This window comes from Variovorax sp. R-27 (genome assembly GCF_049913215.1).
Classification (GTDB): Bacteria; Pseudomonadota; Gammaproteobacteria; order Burkholderiales; family Burkholderiaceae_C; genus Variovorax.
Genome location: NZ_CP183984.1, coordinates 1,572,394 through 1,589,300, shown reverse-complemented (window position 1 = coordinate 1,589,300; position 16,907 = coordinate 1,572,394). Strand labels below are relative to the sequence as shown.

At 66.3% G+C, this 16,907-nt stretch carries 19 protein-coding genes; 9 read left to right on the top strand and 10 right to left on the bottom strand.

Annotation, left to right across the window (positions count from 1 at the left end; genetic code table 11):
• The first annotated feature begins 6 nt into the window (after window positions 1-6).
• From ACN9MV_RS07100 to ACN9MV_RS07080, 5 genes are read left to right on the top strand one after another with little or no spacing between them, the layout of a single operon-like run.
• The gene (locus tag ACN9MV_RS07100) at window positions 7-603 is read left to right on the top strand and encodes a phosphatase PAP2 family protein (protein ID WP_426391695.1); all 597 of its coding nucleotides are present in this window, start codon (window positions 7-9) and stop codon (window positions 601-603) included.
• Window positions 600-1,652: a glycosyltransferase family 2 protein gene (locus ACN9MV_RS07095; RefSeq protein WP_426391694.1), complete on the top strand. Its 1,053-nt coding sequence runs from the start codon at window positions 600-602 to the stop codon at window positions 1,650-1,652. Before ACN9MV_RS07100 ends, ACN9MV_RS07095 begins: the two co-directional genes overlap by 4 nt.
• The gene (locus tag ACN9MV_RS07090; protein WP_426391693.1) at window positions 1,649-3,229 is read left to right on the top strand and encodes an ArnT family glycosyltransferase; all 1,581 of its coding nucleotides are present in this window, start codon (window positions 1,649-1,651) and stop codon (window positions 3,227-3,229) included. The genes ACN9MV_RS07095 and ACN9MV_RS07090 overlap by 4 nt, the downstream gene beginning before the upstream one ends.
• Window positions 3,222-4,049, top strand: coding sequence for a ChbG/HpnK family deacetylase (locus ACN9MV_RS07085; protein WP_426391692.1), 828 nt, complete (start codon window positions 3,222-3,224; stop codon window positions 4,047-4,049). Before ACN9MV_RS07090 ends, ACN9MV_RS07085 begins: the two co-directional genes overlap by 8 nt.
• Window positions 4,050-4,098: 49 nt before the next feature.
• Window positions 4,099-4,902 carry a CPBP family intramembrane glutamic endopeptidase gene (locus ACN9MV_RS07080; protein ID WP_426391691.1) on the top strand — a complete coding sequence of 268 codons (804 nt, stop codon included), beginning with the start codon at window positions 4,099-4,101 and terminating at the stop codon, window positions 4,900-4,902.
• Window positions 4,903-4,909: 7 nt separating this feature from the next.
• Here ACN9MV_RS07080 and ACN9MV_RS07075 read toward each other — a convergent pair whose 3' ends face one another.
• Entirely contained in the window at window positions 4,910-5,518 is a 609-nt protein-coding gene (locus ACN9MV_RS07075; protein WP_097199919.1) for a flavin reductase family protein, read from the bottom strand.
• A 452-nt stretch (window positions 5,519-5,970) separates the two neighbouring features.
• Here ACN9MV_RS07075 and ACN9MV_RS07070 point away from each other — a divergent pair, with 452 nt between their 5' ends.
• Window positions 5,971-6,285, top strand: coding sequence for a hypothetical protein (locus ACN9MV_RS07070; RefSeq protein ID WP_426391689.1), 315 nt, complete (start codon window positions 5,971-5,973; stop codon window positions 6,283-6,285).
• Here the strand turns inward: ACN9MV_RS07070 and ACN9MV_RS07065 are convergent.
• On the bottom strand, window positions 6,282-6,902 hold the full coding sequence (locus ACN9MV_RS07065) for a DUF4337 domain-containing protein (RefSeq protein WP_426391688.1): 621 nt from the start codon (window positions 6,900-6,902) through the stop codon (window positions 6,282-6,284). The genes ACN9MV_RS07070 and ACN9MV_RS07065 overlap by 4 nt on opposite strands.
• A gap of 131 nt (window positions 6,903-7,033) precedes the next feature.
• Here ACN9MV_RS07065 and ACN9MV_RS07060 point away from each other — a divergent pair, with 131 nt between their 5' ends.
• A complete protein-coding gene (locus ACN9MV_RS07060) occupies window positions 7,034-8,701 on the top strand; it encodes a SulP family inorganic anion transporter (protein WP_426391687.1) in 1,668 nt (555 codons plus the stop codon).
• A 40-nt stretch (window positions 8,702-8,741) separates the two neighbouring features.
• On the opposite strand, the gene ACN9MV_RS07055 is transcribed toward ACN9MV_RS07060, so the two are convergent.
• Together ACN9MV_RS07055 and ACN9MV_RS07050 are read right to left on the bottom strand one after the other, a co-directional pair.
• Window positions 8,742-9,314, bottom strand: coding sequence for a hypothetical protein (locus ACN9MV_RS07055; RefSeq protein WP_426391686.1), 573 nt, complete (start codon window positions 9,312-9,314; stop codon window positions 8,742-8,744).
• Window positions 9,311-9,976 carry a peptidoglycan recognition protein family protein gene (locus ACN9MV_RS07050; protein ID WP_426391685.1) on the bottom strand — a complete coding sequence of 222 codons (666 nt, stop codon included), beginning with the start codon at window positions 9,974-9,976 and terminating at the stop codon, window positions 9,311-9,313. The genes ACN9MV_RS07055 and ACN9MV_RS07050 overlap by 4 nt, the downstream gene beginning before the upstream one ends.
• Window positions 9,977-10,026: 50 nt before the next feature.
• Here ACN9MV_RS07050 and ACN9MV_RS07045 point away from each other — a divergent pair, with 50 nt between their 5' ends.
• On the top strand, window positions 10,027-10,179 hold the full coding sequence (locus ACN9MV_RS07045) for a hypothetical protein (protein ID WP_176928691.1): 153 nt from the start codon (window positions 10,027-10,029) through the stop codon (window positions 10,177-10,179).
• Here the strand turns inward: ACN9MV_RS07045 and ACN9MV_RS07040 are convergent.
• The gene (locus tag ACN9MV_RS07040) at window positions 10,154-10,432 is read right to left on the bottom strand and encodes a helix-turn-helix transcriptional regulator (protein WP_256328798.1); all 279 of its coding nucleotides are present in this window, start codon (window positions 10,430-10,432) and stop codon (window positions 10,154-10,156) included. The genes ACN9MV_RS07045 and ACN9MV_RS07040 overlap by 26 nt on opposite strands.
• Before the next feature lie 11 nt (window positions 10,433-10,443).
• Here ACN9MV_RS07040 and ACN9MV_RS07035 point away from each other — a divergent pair, with 11 nt between their 5' ends.
• The gene (locus ACN9MV_RS07035; protein ID WP_426391684.1) at window positions 10,444-10,911 is read left to right on the top strand and encodes an aldehyde dehydrogenase family protein; all 468 of its coding nucleotides are present in this window, start codon (window positions 10,444-10,446) and stop codon (window positions 10,909-10,911) included.
• A 9-nt stretch (window positions 10,912-10,920) separates the two neighbouring features.
• Here ACN9MV_RS07035 and ACN9MV_RS07030 read toward each other — a convergent pair whose 3' ends face one another.
• From ACN9MV_RS07030 to ACN9MV_RS07010, 5 genes are all read right to left on the bottom strand, one after another.
• Window positions 10,921-11,550 carry a hypothetical protein gene (locus ACN9MV_RS07030; RefSeq protein WP_093048775.1) on the bottom strand — a complete coding sequence of 210 codons (630 nt, stop codon included), beginning with the start codon at window positions 11,548-11,550 and terminating at the stop codon, window positions 10,921-10,923.
• Window positions 11,550-13,133, bottom strand: coding sequence for a substrate-binding domain-containing protein (locus tag ACN9MV_RS07025; RefSeq protein WP_426391683.1), 1,584 nt, complete (start codon window positions 13,131-13,133; stop codon window positions 11,550-11,552). Before ACN9MV_RS07025 ends, ACN9MV_RS07030 begins: the two co-directional genes overlap by 1 nt.
• Window positions 13,130-14,383 (bottom strand): toxic anion resistance protein, encoded by a 1,254-nt coding sequence (locus tag ACN9MV_RS07020; RefSeq protein WP_307613743.1) that lies wholly within the window; start codon window positions 14,381-14,383, stop codon window positions 13,130-13,132. Before ACN9MV_RS07020 ends, ACN9MV_RS07025 begins: the two co-directional genes overlap by 4 nt.
• A gap of 32 nt (window positions 14,384-14,415) precedes the next feature.
• Window positions 14,416-15,540: a hypothetical protein gene (locus ACN9MV_RS07015; RefSeq protein WP_093048770.1), complete on the bottom strand. Its 1,125-nt coding sequence runs from the start codon at window positions 15,538-15,540 to the stop codon at window positions 14,416-14,418.
• 74 nt (window positions 15,541-15,614) lie between these two features.
• A complete protein-coding gene (locus ACN9MV_RS07010; RefSeq protein WP_426391682.1) occupies window positions 15,615-16,907 on the bottom strand; it encodes an aminotransferase class V-fold PLP-dependent enzyme in 1,293 nt (430 codons plus the stop codon).

Here is a 16,907-nt window from a genome sequence, read left to right as displayed (position 1 = left end):
GGCGCCATGAATGCGCTGAACCTCACACTCTTTCAATGGCTCACGGCCGGCAGCCAGCCGACGCCGTGGGTGCTGTCGGTTGCATCGGCCTTCGCGCTCTGGGGCAGTTGGCTGTGCGCGGGCGTGCTCGTTGTGGCGCTGTGGCGGCATCGCGCCGACCGGGCCTACCTTTGCATCGTGGCAGCGCTCGCGGGCTTCGCATCGATGGCCTCGCACGCGATTGCGCTGTCGCTCAACGCTCCGCGGCCTTTCATGCTGGGGCTGGCTCCGTCATACATCGAGCACGCGGGTCGCGGCTCGCTGCCCAGCACGCACGCAACGGTGATGTTCATGGTGGCGCTGGCCTTCCTGCTGCGCCCCAGCCTGCGCAGGCTGAGCGTGCCACTGCTGCTGCTGGCCGCCATCACCGGATGGGCGCGCGTCTACGTGGGCGTTCATTTCCCGCTCGACATCGCAGCCGGCCTGCTGCTCGCGGTCGCGATCGCGGGGCTGCTCGCCGCCGCGCAATGGATCGCGCACCGGTTCATTTCTTTTCCGACGTCGCACGCTGGCCGCGCGCGCGACGACAAGACAGCGGCCGCTTCTTTCTGGAGGCATCCATGATCTCCCCGACCAACGCCAGCAGGCATTCGCGCGCACCGGCCAGGCTGCAGCAGGCCGAGGCGCCCGCACCACGCGCAGCCACGCCTTTTGCCCCGCCGACCGGAGCGCGCAGCATCTCCTGTGTGATCCCCTGCTTCAACGAAGCGGCCAACCTGCGGCACCTGCTGCCATTGCTCGAGGACATCCTCTGGGCCACGCACATGCGCTGGGAGATCATCGTGGTGGACGACGGCAGCACCGACGACACCGCCGCGGTGGCCGAGGCGTGGTGCGAGCTCTCGGGCTTTCGCTGCATCTCTCTGTCGCGCAACTTCGGCAAGGAGGCCGCACTCACTGCAGGCCTTGCCGCTGCCACGGGCGATGCGGTGGTGCTGCTCGACGGCGACCTGCAGCATTCGCCGCAGCTCATCCACACGATGGTCGCGCAGTGGGTGGCCGGCGCAGAGGTGGTGTATGCGGTGCGCGAAGAGCGCAGCGACGAGAGCCGCTTCAAGCAGATCGGCAGCCGGCTCTTCTACAGCCTCGTCAATTCGTCGGACCGCTTCGCCGTGCCCAAGGATGCGGGCGACTTCCGCCTGATGGACCGCAAGGTGGTCGATGCGCTCATGAGCCTTCCGGAGCGCAGCCGCTTCATGAAGGGGCTGTACGCCTGGGTGGGGTTTCGCGCAGTGGCGCTGCCTTACACGCCCGCACCGCGTGCGGAAGGCCGCAGCACTTTCAACGCACGCCGGCTGGTGCGCCTGGCCATCGACGGGCTCACTGCCTTCACCACCTGGCCGCTGCGCATGGTCAGCGTGGTGGGCCTGCTGTTGGCGTTGCCGGCCTTCGGCTATGGCGCCTTCGTGGCAATCGACCACCTGTTGTTCGGCAATGCCGTCTCGGGCTGGACCACCATCGTGGTGAGCCTGATGTTCTTCATCGGCATACAGATGATCTCTACCGGCATCGTGGGCGAATACATCGCGCGCATCTACGAGGAGGTCAAGGGCCGCCCGCTGTATGTGGTGCGCGAAGAGCGCGGCACGGGGATCGAGACCGGCAAGCCATGAAGCAATTCGACTCTGCATGGCGGACCGTGCCCCGGCCGCTGTGGCTCATTGCCGCGCTCTTCGCGTGGCTGCTGGCCACTGCCTGGCTCCGTCCGCTGATGGCGCCTGACGAGGGCCGCTACGGCGGCGTCGCGCTCGCGATGCTGCACTCCGGCGACTGGCTGGTGCCTCGGCTCGACGGCCTGCCCTTCTTCCACAAGCCGCCGCTGTTCTACTGGATCGGCGCGGCCGCGATGTCGGTGACCGGGCCGGTGGAATGGGCGGCGCGACTGCCGTCCGTCCTGGGTGGTGGCGCAGCGGCGGCTTCGCTGTTCTTCTTCCTGCGCCGATGGACGACAGTGCCGCAGGCGCTGCTGTCGACGGTGGTGCTGGTGACCACGCCCTTCTTCTTCCTGGGCGCGCAGTTCGCGAACCTCGACATGCTGGTGGCCGGCTGCATCTCTGCCACGGTGCTTCTGACGGCCGGCGCCGCAATGGCGAAGGAGCGCGGGGAACCATGGCAGGCGCTGCTGGCTGGCGCCTACCTGTTCGCCGCGGCCGGCTTGCTGGCCAAGGGCCTGATCGGCCTCGTGCTGCCCGCGATGGTGATCGCGATCTGGTGCGCAGCGACGCGCAGGCTCGCAACACTGCGGCTCGCGCTGTGGCTGCCCGGCTGGGCAATCGTGCTGGTAGTGGCCGGCCCGTGGTTCGTCGCGATGCAGATGAAGTACCCGAAGTTCTTCGACTACTTCGTCATCACGCAGCACTTCCGGCGCTTTGCTTCATCGGGCTTCAACAACGAGCATGGCTTCTGGTTCTACCTGCCGGTGCTCGCATGCTTCACGCTGCCATGGTTCGCGTGGGTGTTCGTGCCCAGAGGCAAGGACGGCACCGCGCGCGCCCGGCTCAGCGATGTCGACTGGTTGATGTGGATCTGGCTCGCAGTCATCGTGGTGTTCTTCTCGCTGCCGCGCTCCAAGCTCGTCGGCTACGTGCTGCCTGCCCTGCCGCCGCTGGCGTACCTGATCGCGCAGCGCGTGCTCGCCGGCCGCGTGCTGGAGACGCTGCTACCCAAGGTGCACGTAATGGCGCTGGGGGCCGCCGCCGTGTGCATCGCCTGCGTGGTTGCCATTTCGATCCTTTCATCGCCGCCGGGCACGCGGCTGCGGCTGCCGGCCGGGCAGGCGGTGGCGCCCGGCGACCAGGTGCTGATGCTCGACAGCTATTACTACGACATTCCCTTCTACTGGAACCTGCGCGGGCCGGTATTGGTGTCGGACGACTGGAAGGCGGCAGCGCTGGACACCCGCGACAACTGGCGCAAAGAGATCTCCGACGCCGGCCGCTTCGAGCCGGAGCGCGCGGCCCGCACGCTGATCGACCACACGCAGCTCGCGGCCACGCTGTGCGTGCCCCGCACCACATGGCTCGTCGCTTCGAACACGGCGCAGCTCACGCACCCTTGGCTCTTCCGCGCGCAACTGGTGGCGGTGAACGACGGCGTCGCCGCATGGCGTTTCGCAGGCAGCGCCACGAGCGACCCGCATTGCCTGGAAGCCACGCCCGCCCCGATCTCCGGAACGAACGGCGATGAGTGAGGCCTTGCGCTACCTCTGTATCTGCGCGGACGACTTCGGCATGAGCGCGGGCATCAACTCCGCCGTGTTCGACCTGGCCGAGCAGGGAAAGATCTCCGCGACCAGTTGCATGGTGCGACGCGATGCCTGGTTGACCGGAACGAGGATGCTGCGGCGCATCGACCCGGCGCGGTTCGATGCCGGCCTGCATCTGGACCTCACGCGGCCCGCCCGTGCTGGTGGCACCGAGCCCGGGCTCTTGGGGCTGCTCGCACGGACGTACACGCGCACGGTGTTCGCACCGGGGCTGCAGGCCGACATCCGCGACCAGCTGACGCGCTTCGAGGACGCCATGGGCCGCGCGCCCGCCTTCGTCGACGGGCACCGGCACGTGCACCAGTTTCCGGTCGTGCGCGATCTGCTGGTGGAGGAAATCGCGCGGCGCTATGCCGCGTCGCCGCCCTGGATCCGCAGCACGGCACCGGGCTTGCGCCAGGGCCCCGAGCGGCTGAAGGCCCGGGTCATCCACGCACTGGGTGGCGCGCAGCTGGCCACGCTGGCCGCGCAACGCGGCATTCCCATGAGCAGCCACCTGCTGGGCGTCTACGATTTTTCGGGCGACATGCAGCAACACGAGCAGCGCCTGTCCGAATGGATATCGGCATGCAATGCCGGCGACGTGCTCATGTGCCACCCCTCCGCCGGCATCGAGCCGGGCGACCCGCATGGCGCTGCCCGGTTGCGCGAGTACGCATTGCTGCGAGAACTGGTGCTGGCGGCGCAGGACGGCAGCAGCGGGATAGCGCTCGCGCCGCTCTCGCAACACCTGCGGCGAGGCTGACAAGCCGGTCGCGTAACATCCGCGCCACCCTCCCTCCGCGCCCCGCCCAATGCCCTCCCCGAAAAGCGCCGCCTTTCCCTCGGTGGCGCAAGCCGCCCTCCTGTTCGTGGCGCTGTTCCTCTGCGAGTTCGTCATTGGCGCAGCGCTGCGCGACGCCAACGGATGGCTGGAGCTCAACACCATGCAGATCGGTGTGCTTGCAGCCGTGCTGGGCAACGGCTGCGTGTTCGCGGTGGTGATGCACGCCCAGAAGCTCACGTACCGCGAGCTGTTCCACCAGTCGCCGGCTTCCGCCGGGGCAGTGCTCATGCTCGTGGTGCCGCCGGTGCTGCTGCTGGTGCCCGCGCTGCTGCTGACGATTACTTCCGCGCTCAACCTGCTGATGCGCGTTGTTCCGCTGTCGGCCTGGGAAGAATCGATGTTCAGCCGCATGGCCGACGGCAGCATCGCCGCCGTGCTCGCGGTGTGCGTGCTGGCGCCGCTGCTGGAGGAAATGCTGTTCCGCGGCATCGTGCTGCGCGGCTTCCTGCAGCGCTATCCGCGGGGGCAGGCAATCTTCATGTCGGCACTGTTCTTCGGCGCGGCGCACATGAACATCTACCAGTTCGTGGTCGGCTTCGTGATGGGCACCGTGCTCGCGTGGCTGTACGAGCGCACGCGCTCGCTCATTCCGTGCATTGCGCTGCACGCCGCCTACAACACAACCACCTTGCTGCTGGCCGACTGGCTGGACGCTGCATCGCCCTCGCGCCTGCTCTGGGCCGTGCTGCTGGCACTGGCGGCAGCCGTGTGCGGCGTGCTGGCCTTGCGGGCGATGCTGGTGCCGCGCGCGGCGCGGGGCACTTCAGCCTGAACGTCCTCTAGCGAGACAGCGGCGGCAGTGGCTGCGCGTCGACTGCATCGCCATCGACGATGAAGTGCCCGCCCGCCACGTGGTGCAAGGTGCGCAGTTCGTCGTGCCCGGTGAAGTTCCAGCGACCGTTGGCAAACACGCGCTCATCGGCCTGCGCGGCGATCACCTCGCCAAGGAACAGGTCGTAGCGCTGCTGGATCGAGGGCTCGGGCAGCAGCCGGCATTCGAGCCAGGCCGCGCAGCCTTCGAGCAGCGGCGCATCGGTGGCCGTGCCCGCGAAGGTCTCCAGGCCATAGGCGGCGAACTTGTCCTGCCCCGACTTCTCGACGATCTCGCGGCCAGAGCTGTTGCCCAGCGCCTCGGTCAGGTCGAGCTGCGCACGCACCGGCACCTGCAGCGCGAAGCTGCCGGCGCCTTCGAGCAGCACACGCGTCCAGGTGCTCTTGTCGAGCACCACCGCCACCTTGGGCGGATCGAAGTCCAGCGGCATGGCCCAGGCCGCGGCCATGATGTTGCGCTGGCCGCCATGTGCGGCGCTCACTAGCACGGTGGGGCCGTGGTTCAGCAGGCGGTAGGCTTTGTTCAGTGCAACGGGCTGGCGGTGGGAGGCGGTCATGGACGAGGTTGCTCGGGTTAGGGGCACACGCGGGAGGAGACGGTGGCCGTGTGGATGCGGTCTCGGCGAAATCGTACCTGTCATGGGCTTGGCTTGTATCGCACTGCAGCATTCCACCGAAGCAGGTCCAACTCCGGGGCTGTGAGGCGCAGGACCATCCCGCCCCTCCTCGAATCACAGGTATCTGCGTGGCTATACTGCGCGCCGTCACGTCAAAACAGGCGTGATCGGGATTGGCGTCCCGTGCAATCACTGCGACACAAGCCGCAGTTTCCCCGCAGAGTCTGCGGCTTTGTCGTTCGTGCCTCCAGTTTTGGCGGCTCGACGGGAGGGCTCGCGCCCTGCCGGTTTCACGCAAGTGATTGCCCGGTACGCCAACCCGTCGAGCTGCCGCCCTCAATTGGCGTTGAGTGCGTCGGTTTCAGCAAACCGCAATCACTTGGAGGCCATTCATGGCTGCATCCGCTCGTGCGTCCGCGCACCTTCACTCACTTCCCGAATCTTCTGAAGCCGCCAGCGTTGAATCGCTTGCGCTGCAAGCATGCGATGACATCGACAGTCTTCACGAGGTGAAGCGTGCGTACGTGTGTCTCGAAAAGCTCATCGTTCCACAGGGGTTGAGCGATACCGAAGAGGTTTATCCGACCCGCACCGAGCTCAGCGCGCTGGTGCGGGTGGTCAATGAGGAGCTGCAGCGGCGGATCGAAACAGCCGGCACCACGATGCAGTCGTTGCGTGTCGCCGTGAGCGAAAGCGGTACGCGCTAGATGTGAAACGCCGCCAGCCCACCCACCACAAGCCCCGCAGCCGCCACGCCGAACATCGCCCGCTCAAGCCATTTCTTCTTCGTCAGCAGCGCAATGGCAGCCAGCGCAATCGACACCTGCAGCACAGTAGTCGCCTGAGCCCACCGATGGTGTTGGTGCATCTGCTCATCAGACTGCGCATCCCACCGGCTCGCCTCCGCCTCCAGCTTCTTCGCCTCGGTCTGGATCTCAGTCTTCTCCTGCTCGTAGCGCGCCACCTTGACCTGCCAGCCCTGCCTGCGGGTGTCGTCGGTCGCGGTGTCGCGCGCGAACTCGGCCAGCGCCTGCTTGGTGCTCTTCGACTGGAAGTAATTCCACTGGTTAGATGCCTCGGTCTTCTTGATCGCGGCGTTGTTCTTGTAGAGGCCGGCGTTGGCCTGCGTGGCCCCGCCCATATACGAGAAGATCGCGCCGACGGTGGCGATCACGGCGGTGCACACCGCGATCTTGCTCGTCATGCTCATGCCGCCGGAATGCGCTGCTACTGCGTCGTCATGGCCACCGCCATGGCCGCCTGATGCAGCGTGTTCCAGTTCGTGGTCGTGCGGGCCGTGCACGTGAAAGCCGTGTCCTGACATGGGATCCTTGCTGAAATATGGTTTTTAGGGCGCGCGAGAGTATGCACGGTCGCGCGCCGGTATCCCCCTGCGCCGTCAGGTTCCGGTCCGCTACCCATTGCCAGCATGAAGCGACAACAACAAACTTGCCCATGACCGCGGAAACTTCCCTGATGCCCACGCCCACGACCGCCCCACGCCGCCCTGGCCTTGCCGACATCGTCGCGGGCGTTTCCATCGCGGGCCTGCTGCTGCCCGAGGCGGTGGCTTATTCAGGCATTGCAGGGCTGCCACCGCAGGCCGGCGTGATCGCGCTGTTCGCGGGCCTTCTTGTCTACGGCCTCTTCGGCAGCAGCCGCTTCGCGATCGTCTCGGCCACTTCGTCTTCCGCCGCCGTGCTGTTCGCGGCCACGATGTCGGTGACAGGTGTGGATGCGGTCACGCGGCTGGCGTTGGGCGCGGGCATTGTGCTGCTGGCCGGGGTGTTCTTCGTCATCGCGGGCGTCGCCAGGCTCGGCGCGGTGTCGAGCCTGATCGCCAAGCCGGTGCTGCGCGGCTTCGCGCTGGGGCTGGCGCTGACCATCGTGGTCAAGCAGTTGCCCAAGGTGCTTGCGGTGCCGCCGGCGCACAGCGATTTCTTCCGCCTTGCCGCGGGGCTGGTGGTCGAATGGCGGCACTGGAACCTTGCGGGCGCGGCCATGGCGCTTGTCGCGCTGGTGCTGCTGCGCAGCCTGGCACGATGGCGCGCGGTGCCGGCTGCCCTGCTGGTGATCGTGGCCGGCATCGTGCTCGACGTGAGCGGCCTGTGCCATGCCTGGGGTGTGGCGGCGGTGGGGCCGATCTCGCTGGACTTCTCGCACCCGGGCGTGCCGCAACTCGACCGGGAACAGTGGCAGAGCCTCGGCGGGCTGGCCTTCGCGATGGCGCTGATCCTCTATGCCGAGTCTTACGGGTCTATCCGCACCTTTGCGATGCGCCACGGCGACAACGTGTCGGCCAACCGCGACCTGCTGGCGCTCGGTGGTGCGAACCTGCTGTCGGCGCTGTTCCAGGGCATGCCGGTGGGCGCGGGCTACTCGGCCACGTCGGCCAACGAATCGGCCGGTGCGAAGACTCGCGCGGCCGGCATCGTCGCAGGGCTGGTGGTGCTGGTGGCGGTGCTCACGCTGCTGCCGTGGATCGCGCATACGCCCGAGCCGCTGCTGGCGGCCATCGTCATCCACGCGGTGAGCCACACGTTGAGCCCGGCGGCGCTGCGGCCGTACTTTCAGTGGCGGCGCGACCGGCTGGTGGCGCTGGTGGCGATTGCCGCGGTGCTGCTGCTGGGCGTGCTCAACGGGCTGCTGGCTGCCATCGGCGTGAGCCTGCTTTTGCTGCTGCGCGGCTTCTCGCGCACCACCGTGAGCTGGCTCGGCCGGCTGGGCCAGAGCCACGACTTTGTAGACACGGCCCGCCACCCCGAGGCCGTGGTGCCGCCTGGCGTGCTGATCGCGCGGCCCGATGTGCCCTTGTTCTTCGGCAATGCGGATGCAGTGTTCGCATCGATCCGCGCACGTATCGACGCGGCGCCGGGCCTGCAGCGCATGGTGCTGAGCCTGGAAGAGTCGGCCGACCTCGACGCGACCAGCATCGAAGCGCTGTGCGACTTTGCAGCCTATGTGCGCGTGCGCGGCGCGCGCCTGTCGCTGGCGCGCGTGAAGGACGACTTGCGCGACCTGCTCGCGAAGGTGAATTCGCCCGACCTGCATGCCGAGGTGTACGCGCCCTGGAGCGTCGACGATGCGGTGCAACCAGAAAACAGGACGCCACGGTCTTCTTGATCACCTGCCGTCGGAGGCAGCGTGTTCAACCGTGTGGATTTCAGCTCTTGGGGGGTGGCTTGGGCTCGCGGCTTTCCCGCAGAGTTTTAAGCCGTGGTTCCGCCTGACCTGGTGGAATCCGACCTTCTGCCTCCAGTCGCTTGAGGCGCCGTTCATCTGCCCGATTGAGAGCATCTTTGAGCAGTGCCATCTTGCGATCGTTGCAGGGTTCGCAGTCGTAGTAGCTTCCGGGATCAGTCGTGGGCCCAAGCGCCTCGTCCAACTCCGCGGTACTGATTCTCCCCGTGGGCTCAATGCCGATAGCGAGGATTTTTCCGTTCTTGAATGTAACGAGCGCACTGCCCTCGCATCCGGTTTCTTGCGCCTGCGGCACGAGATACGACCTCTTTGAGACCCTCCGCATATGACGTAGCGCATAGAACACATCTTCGACGGTCAAAACAACATCCTGACAATCTAGAAAATCTTTGTTCTCCCACGCTGTTTTCCCCGACGGGTTGTCGATCTTGATCGACTTTACGAAGGCTGCCGGATAGCGCCTGTCTGCCGCGTGAACTGACAGGGCCATAGCTACGGTAGCCAGCGTTACCGCAAGAACGATGACTTTTCTCATGGCGTCGGGACCACCAGATTCCAATTCGCACCTTGTGCCTCGGTCGTATTTTTTCTGCTGGCTTCTGGATGTCGAAATATCTCGCTCGGTGCGATCTGCATGGAGTCTTCGAGCGCCTTGACAAGCCACGAGAGTGCTTGGTTCTGGGCGGTGGTCGGCGTGTCGTATACACCGTACCGTCCTCTCAACTCATCCGTGGAGAGTTTGTTGTTTCGTGGTACCTGGAACCCTGCTGGTAGTCTGGCCCTGCCCACCATCTCGATACCAATGCCCTCCATGTTGCCTGGATACCGGTCGCTAGGTGCCCTGCGCATCTCGATGCGATGCATCGGATCCACCGCGTTCACGCCCGCAGGGTAGTCTCGCGGAGAGCACTTCCCGGTGATCAGGCACCTCGCCTTCAGTGGCCCGACATGGTTCGTGCGCTGGTAGATCGCGGCGGTCTGGTAAATAGTTCCATCGGTGTCGACAAGAAAGTGCGCGCCATTGGCCTTTGGGCGTTTGTAGCTGTTCAGCGAGGATGCTGAAGTGTCCGCATCGGTCTGGTGCACAACGATGCCTGTGATCGTGCTCGTACGTCTACCGCGTTCGATCGCAGGGCTGCGCGCATTGCGGACTTTCGCGTGAATGATCATTCCATCCGTGTCAATTTGAATTGCCATACGGCCTCCCGGAAATTAATTTCTCGTTGTTGATGTGGGTACCCCGGAACATGCAAGTCATCGACCTGCAGGCTTGCTTCGACGCACCCGCCCAGGATGATATCGACCCGAACATTGATTTGTTGCGGCCCGAGTTGCCGCTTTTCTGCGTCACCGCAGACGCAGTATTTGCGTCAATCAGCGCAACGCCGCCTGCCGCCTGAATTCGCTCGGGCTGCCGCCCGTGTGCTCGCGGAACACTCGGCTGAAGTGCGAGAGGTTGCCGAAGCCCGAAGCCAGCGCGATGTCGGTGATCGACCTTGCCGCGTTTGCTGGGTCGAGCAGTTCGCGGATGCTCGCGGCCAGTCGCCGGTGCTGGATGTAGCCATTCAGCGTTTCGTCGTCGTCCGCGAAGGCGCTGTGCAGCAGGCGCTTGCTGCTGCGCAGGGCCAGCGCCATGCGCATCCTGGTCGACAACGCGGTGGCCGATGAATTCGTCGCGAAGTTCGCGGCCCGCGCGCAGGCACTGCCGCTCGGCGATCCGCGCGAAGCTGGTGTGCGGCGGCAAGGCCCAGAACACGCTGATGCCCGCCACCGTGCTCGACCATGTGACGCCCGCAATGGAGATCTACCACGAGGAATCCTTCGCGCCGGTGAAGGCGGTGGTGCGCGCGAGCGGCGTGGAAGAAGCCGTGGCCATTGCCAACGACAACGAGTTCGGCCTTTCATCGGCCGTGTTCGGCCGCGACGTGGCGCGTGCGTGGAACGTGGCGCAGCGCATCGAGTCCGGCATCTGCCACGTCAACGGCCCCACGGTGCACGACGAGGCGCAGATGCCCTTCGGCGGTGTCAAGGCATCGGGCTACGGGCGCTTCGGCGGCCGGGCCGGCGTGGAGGCCTTCACGGAACTGCGCTGGATCACGGTGCAGACGACGCCGCGGCACTACCCGTTCTGAAAGAGCGCTTCAGCCCGCAAGAAAGTCCGGCTGGCGAAACTTTTTTTCAAGAAACTGCCCGTTGGCCACCAGCGCGGCCGCATCGCTCGACGCCACGTTGGCGACGATCTCGCGCAGCTTTGCATCGAGCAGGCCCAGCTGTTCGCCGAGCAACTGGCGCGCGGTCTTGCCGTCCTTCACCGCATGCGTGATGCGAAAGGCCGGCGGCAGCGCGACGTAGTTGGCGAGCGTTTCGGGCAGGTAGCGCAGCACGGTCTCGCGCACGGTGAACAGGTCGTCGCCATGCGAGCCCGTACCGACGAGGCGCGGCAGCACCTCGCCCACCGAGCCGCGCACGTTGTCGAGGCTCTTGCGCATGTCTTCGGTGAGGTGCGGCTGCGCCTGCGCGACCACGCGGTCGAGGCGCTCCAGCGTCTGCTCGACGCTGAGGCTGTCTTCGATGCGGCGTTCGAGTTCGGGTGCCCTGCGGCCCAGCAGCCAGCCGGCCACGTACAGGCCGGCAGTGATCAGCAGCCACCCGGTGTCGATGACGCCGGCAAACAGCAGTGCCGGCCCCAGCAGCGCCAGCGCGCAGCCGAGGATGTTGCCGTTGCCGTAGAGAAACAGCAGCGCGCGCAGTTTGAGCGAGCGCTCCGGCATCACTGGTAGCCCCGGATTTCCTTGAACACCTGCCCCAGCTGCAGCTTGCGGCCGTCGAACTCGCGCCCGCCCGAGAGCTGCGCGATCTCCTGCATCTCGCTCACGTTGGCCTCGCCGAAGAGGATGGGGAAGATGCGCGCGGGCAGGCCGCCCGCGGCATAGCGCTCGCGGAACTCGCGCGGCTTCAGGCCCGCGTTGTTCTCGCCGTCGGTCAGCAGCACGATGCTCACAAAGCGGTCGGGCTCGCGCTGCTGTTCCTTGCGTGCCACTTCTTCGGCGGCAGCGAGCGCCGAATAGATGGCCGTGCCCCCGTTGGCAGTCATCGCGTCGGCCTGCTCGCGCAGCGTGGCGCGGGCCGCGTCGATCCGGTCGGCATCGAAGCGCACCCACACCGGCTCCTGCACCTCGGTGGAGAAAGTGATCAGCACCACGCGCTCGCGGCTCTGGAAGGCGCTGTAGCGGGCGCTGGCGGTGGTGGCTTCGTCAGCACCCGACAGCAACTTGAGCGCCTCGCGCATCGACGCCAGCCGCTTGCCCGCCATGGACCCGCTGAGGTCGAGCACGAAGATCGAGGTGGCAGGCTTGCGCCATTTCGACTGGTAGGTGCCGAGCACCGCGTCGATCACCTCCAGCCGGTTGGGAAAGCCCAGCTCGGCCACGGCGGCGGTAGGCAAGGCGCCGGCGGCGGCAACCTCGGGGTTGGCGGGGCGCAGGAAGGCAGCCGAGAGTGCATCGCGCTGGAACGGCGCGGCCTTCAGCGTGGCGACCAGCTGGGTGTAGGCCTCGCGCTTGTCGGCGTTGAGCAGCATCAGCGGGTAGTCGGCCGAGATCATGCCGTCGCGCGGGTAGATCAGCGTGAGCTGGTCGGCGGCGGGCAGCTTCTCGTTGGCGCGCAGGATCACGGCTTCGTAGTTGACCATCGCGTCGATGGCCGACGGGTCCTTGATGTAGGCATCGGCCAGCCAGCCCGAGCTGCCGGCGGTGAGCTTCTGGCCGGAGAGAAAGGCCTTCAGCGTTTTCTCGTCCACGTCCTGGGCGGTCAGGTCTTCGGTCTTGCCCGCGAGCGCGGAGGCCACGGCGAACAGCGCGCTCATGCCGGTATTGGAGCTGGTGGCGTTGGTCATGCCGTAGCGCAGCTGGCCTGCGCCTGCGGCCTTCGCGATTTCGGCCCAGCCCGGCGGTTTCTTGTTCCACCCGAGCTGCGCGGCCTTGGCGCTCTTCACGCCGAGCGCGATGCGCGAATAGAAGAGCTTGTCGCGCGCCAGCGGCTTGGCCTGCAGCGCGAGCGCGGGATACGCACCGTTGGGCGGCAGGATCGCGTCGAAGCGCTCGCCGGCGTTGATGCGCTCGACGATATCGAGCGTGCCGGCGTACGAGAGCTTCACGTCCACGCCGGCCGCCTTCGCGGCGGCGACGATGGGGGCTTCGAGGTCCTTGAGTTCGGAGCCCGCGAGGATGGTGAAGGTCGCGGTGGCTTGCGCGGCCGGCGCGGCGTTCATCGCCTGTGGCGGCTCTTCCTTGCCACAGGCCGCAAGGCCCAGCACCACAGCCGTCAGAGCTAGCAGCCGGGTCAGCAGACTCACAGCGCGACCTCGCCGCGCGGCGACTGCAGCGCCTCTGTCGTTTCCTGGCGGCGCACGCGGTCGAGATAAGTGCGGCTCTTCGCGACTTCATTCGTCAGCGTGTCCACCGTGGTCTGCATGGAGTCGAGCGCCTTGCTCTTGAAGTCGGCAATCGTGTCCATGGTCTGGTAGATGTTGGCGAAGGCCTGCTGCAGCTTGGCGATCTCGATGGTGCTGGAGGCTGCCTGCTGGTGGATGGCGCTGCTCTGGTCGCGCAGCATCTCGCTGGTGCTGGCAATGAGGTTGCCGGTGGTGGCGTTGAGCGCGCTGATCTGGTCGAGCACCAGCTTCTGGTTGGACAGCGCCTGCGCGACGATCACCGCGGTGCGCAGCGCGGCCACGGTGGTGGTGGTGGCGCGGTCCACGCCCTTCATCAGCTCCAGGTTGTTCTTGCGGATCATGTCCAGCGCCAGGTAGCCCTGGATGTTCACCGCGAGCTGCGTGAGCAGGTCGGTGACCTTCTGGCGCGAATAGAACAGCATTTCCTCGCGGATCACGCGGGCCTTCTCGGGGTCGGTGGTTTCCAGCGCGCGGGCCTTGGCGTCGAGCTGGCCGTCGAGCGCCTTGCCGATGTGCACGTATTTCTCGAGCCGCTCCATCAGCGTCCAGAGGTTGACCTTTTCCTGTTCGATGGCGGTGTTGTCGCGCAGCAGCTCGTCCTTGCCGCGCTTGAGCGATTCGATGATGGCGTTCAGGTGCGTCTGCGACGACTGGTAGCGCTCGAAGTAAGCGAGCAGCTTGTTGCCCAGCGGAATGATGCCCAGCAGCTTGCGCGCCGAGAACAGGTCGCCCTGCTTCGAGGGGTCGAGGTCTTCCACCTGGTGGCGCAAGTCGATCAGCGACTGGCCGATCTGCGCGCCCTTGTCGAACAGCCCGTTGCGCAGCGAACCCACGGGCCGGTCGAGCATGCGGTTGGAGACCGATGCAGAGGCCTCGATGTCCTTGTTGCCCATCGAGTGGATGCGCTCCACGGCCTCTTTGAACTGCGGATGCTGGCTGTCGTGTGCGGTGATGTCGTCGATGAAGCGCGCCACCTGCGCGTCGAGCTCGGCTACGTCCTCGGGCTTCAGGCGCACCTTGCCGCTGGCCGACTCGACCGGCACCAGGGCAACGGGCGCGGGCGGTTCGAGCGTGAAGGCCTGCGGCGGCTGCAGGTCGATGGGCGCGGGGGCCGTTGCGGTGGTGGTGGTTGCGGTGACAGGCGCGTTCATGAATGCGTTCCTTGGTTCAGTCGTTCGGTCGTTCACTTGAAGCGGGCTTCGATGCCCGTGGTCATTCGCTCGAGCCACTCGAAGCTCGGCGGGTCGATCACGTCGACCAGCACGTCGGGCACCTTCACGCCGCGCGCGGCCCAGGTTTCGGGGCCCTTGGCGTCGCCGCCGGTGCGGTAGCCGTATTCGTGTGCCAGCTCGCGCAGGGCCGGGTCGTTTTCCAGCGCCGCGCCGAGCCGCGCGCCGCCGGGCGTGTAGGGCACCAGCACGTGCTTCGAATAGACGGTGGGCTTGGGGTAGAGCAGCACCATGTCGCTCTTGAGCCGGTCGGGGTTCTTGAGCCAGAACTCGATCATTTGCGACTCGTAGGCCACCAGCAGCGGCGCCTTGCCCATGCCGAGCGCGAGATAGTCTTCGAACGGCCCGGCCGACGATTGCTCCTGGAAGCCCTGGCGCAGGAAGAGCGGTGCAACCACGGGCATGACGCGGTCCACGTCTTCCTGGCTCTGCACGATCTGCTGGCTGTTGGCGAGGTAGCTCGCGAGCGCGAGGTACATGGCCGCCGAGTTGGAGGTGCGCACATCGGTCGAGTTGATGAGCAGCGACTTGCTGGTGGAAAACGCGCTGCTGGCCTTGAGCTCCTTCCAGCGCGTGCCCTTCTCGATCATGGCCATGAGGCCCGGCAGGTCGACCACGTAGTAGAAGTCGCCCTGCTTCTGCGCGATGCCGTTGGCCACGAGAATTTCCGCAATCGGCCGCCAGCTGGCCAGCACGATGGGCGTGTAGAACGGGTTGAAGACGTTAGGCGCCTTGGCCAGCGTCTTGAGCTGCGCCGCAGCGGGCGCGCCCGAGGGAAAGCCGAAGTCGAACTTGGTGGCGTCGTAGCGGCTGGCAATGGCACGCGAACCTGCCTTCTCGACGGTGACAGTGATGCCCTGCGCGGCCAGCGCCTTCTGCACGCGCGGGTCGGCAAAGAAGGTTTCTTTTTCGGAGCCGATCAGGCCCCGCAGCGTGACCTGTTTCTGCTGCTCGATGCGCGCGGCGGCGGCGGTGGCCGATTCATCGTGCAGGCGGGTGTTCGAATACCAGACGCCGGACCCGACCGCGGCCAGCAGGACGACGGCCAGCGCTGGTGCGATCAGCTTGCGGATTTCCAAATCTCATGCTCCTCTCCCCCTGTGAACGGGGGTAGAGAAACATGCTAACTACCGAATATGACGGTTTGTGACAGTCAGATGTCGGTGGCTATTTCCTGGGTAATGCGCAGGAATTTCTCGATGTCGGCGACGGAATTGCAATGCAGCGGCGACACCCGAACGGTGCCCGCGAGCCCGAAGGATTCGAGCATGCGCTTCGAGTAGATGCTGGTTGCCACACGCTCGTAGACGGTCACGCCGCGCTTGCCGTACTCGACCACCGCCTGCGTGCAGTCGATACGGTCGAAGCCGATGCCCAGGATCAGGTCGCGCTTCGTCAGGTCTTCGTGGTCGAGGAAGACGTTGACGCCCTTCATCTCCCGCATGCCGGTGGCGTTCGCGTTGCCGTCGAGCAGCAGTGCCAGCAGCGCGCGCTCGTGCAATTCGATGTGCGTGATGCCGGCGATGAACAGTGCGCGCCGGTCGGTGGCGTCGCTGAAGTGGCCGCCCAGCCAGCAAACGTAGTCGACGATTTCCGTGAGCACCGCGAACTGCCACGGCGCCGCGCTGCCCAGGTCCCAGTAGTCGGGCTTCTTGCCCGCCAGCTTGTGGTGCGGCAGCACGGCCGCGCGCTCGGACACCCACGAGAGCCCCGAGCCCCGACAGCCGAAGAACTTATAGGGCGCGAGGTTGATGCCGTCCACCGGCGTCTTCTGCAGGTCGATGAGGCCGTGCGGCGCGTGCTGCACGGCGTCCACCAGGATGTACAGGTCGGGCTTGATCTCGCGCGCGCGGCGCACGATTTCGGTCATGTCGAGCTTGGCGCCGGAGATGTTCGACGCGTAGATCACGTTGAGCAGGCAGGTGTCCTTGTCGACCAGCCGCACGATCTCTTCCACGTCGACGCCACCGGTGACGGGGTTGCTCTGCGCCACGCGCAGCTCGCGGCCGAGGCGCTGGGCATAGAGGCTCATCGCGTCGAAGGCCGACGGGTGTTCGAGCACGGTGGTGACCATGTTCATGCCCGGCACGTTCTCCGCGATGGCGCGCACCATGTCGAACATGGCGCCCGAGGCGCTGAACGAGGCGTACACGCTGCCGCCCGTGGCGTTGAGGATGGTGCGCAGGTCGGCGCTGCCCTTGGCCTGGATGTTCTGCAGCTCGACGGCCGTGGCGTGGATGCGCTCGGCGTTGTCGGGAATGGCATCGACCTGCGCGAAGCGCTCGACCGCGGCCTTGAGGCGGAACGAGCCGCCGGCGTTGTCGAAGTACAGGCGCTCGCGGCCGTGGTGGTCATGGTCGACCTGCAGGAAGCGCGCTTTCACCTCGCGCATCAGCGCATCGGAAAAGGCCTGGCCGCGGTCGAGATCAGGAAGCTGGAGAGTCAT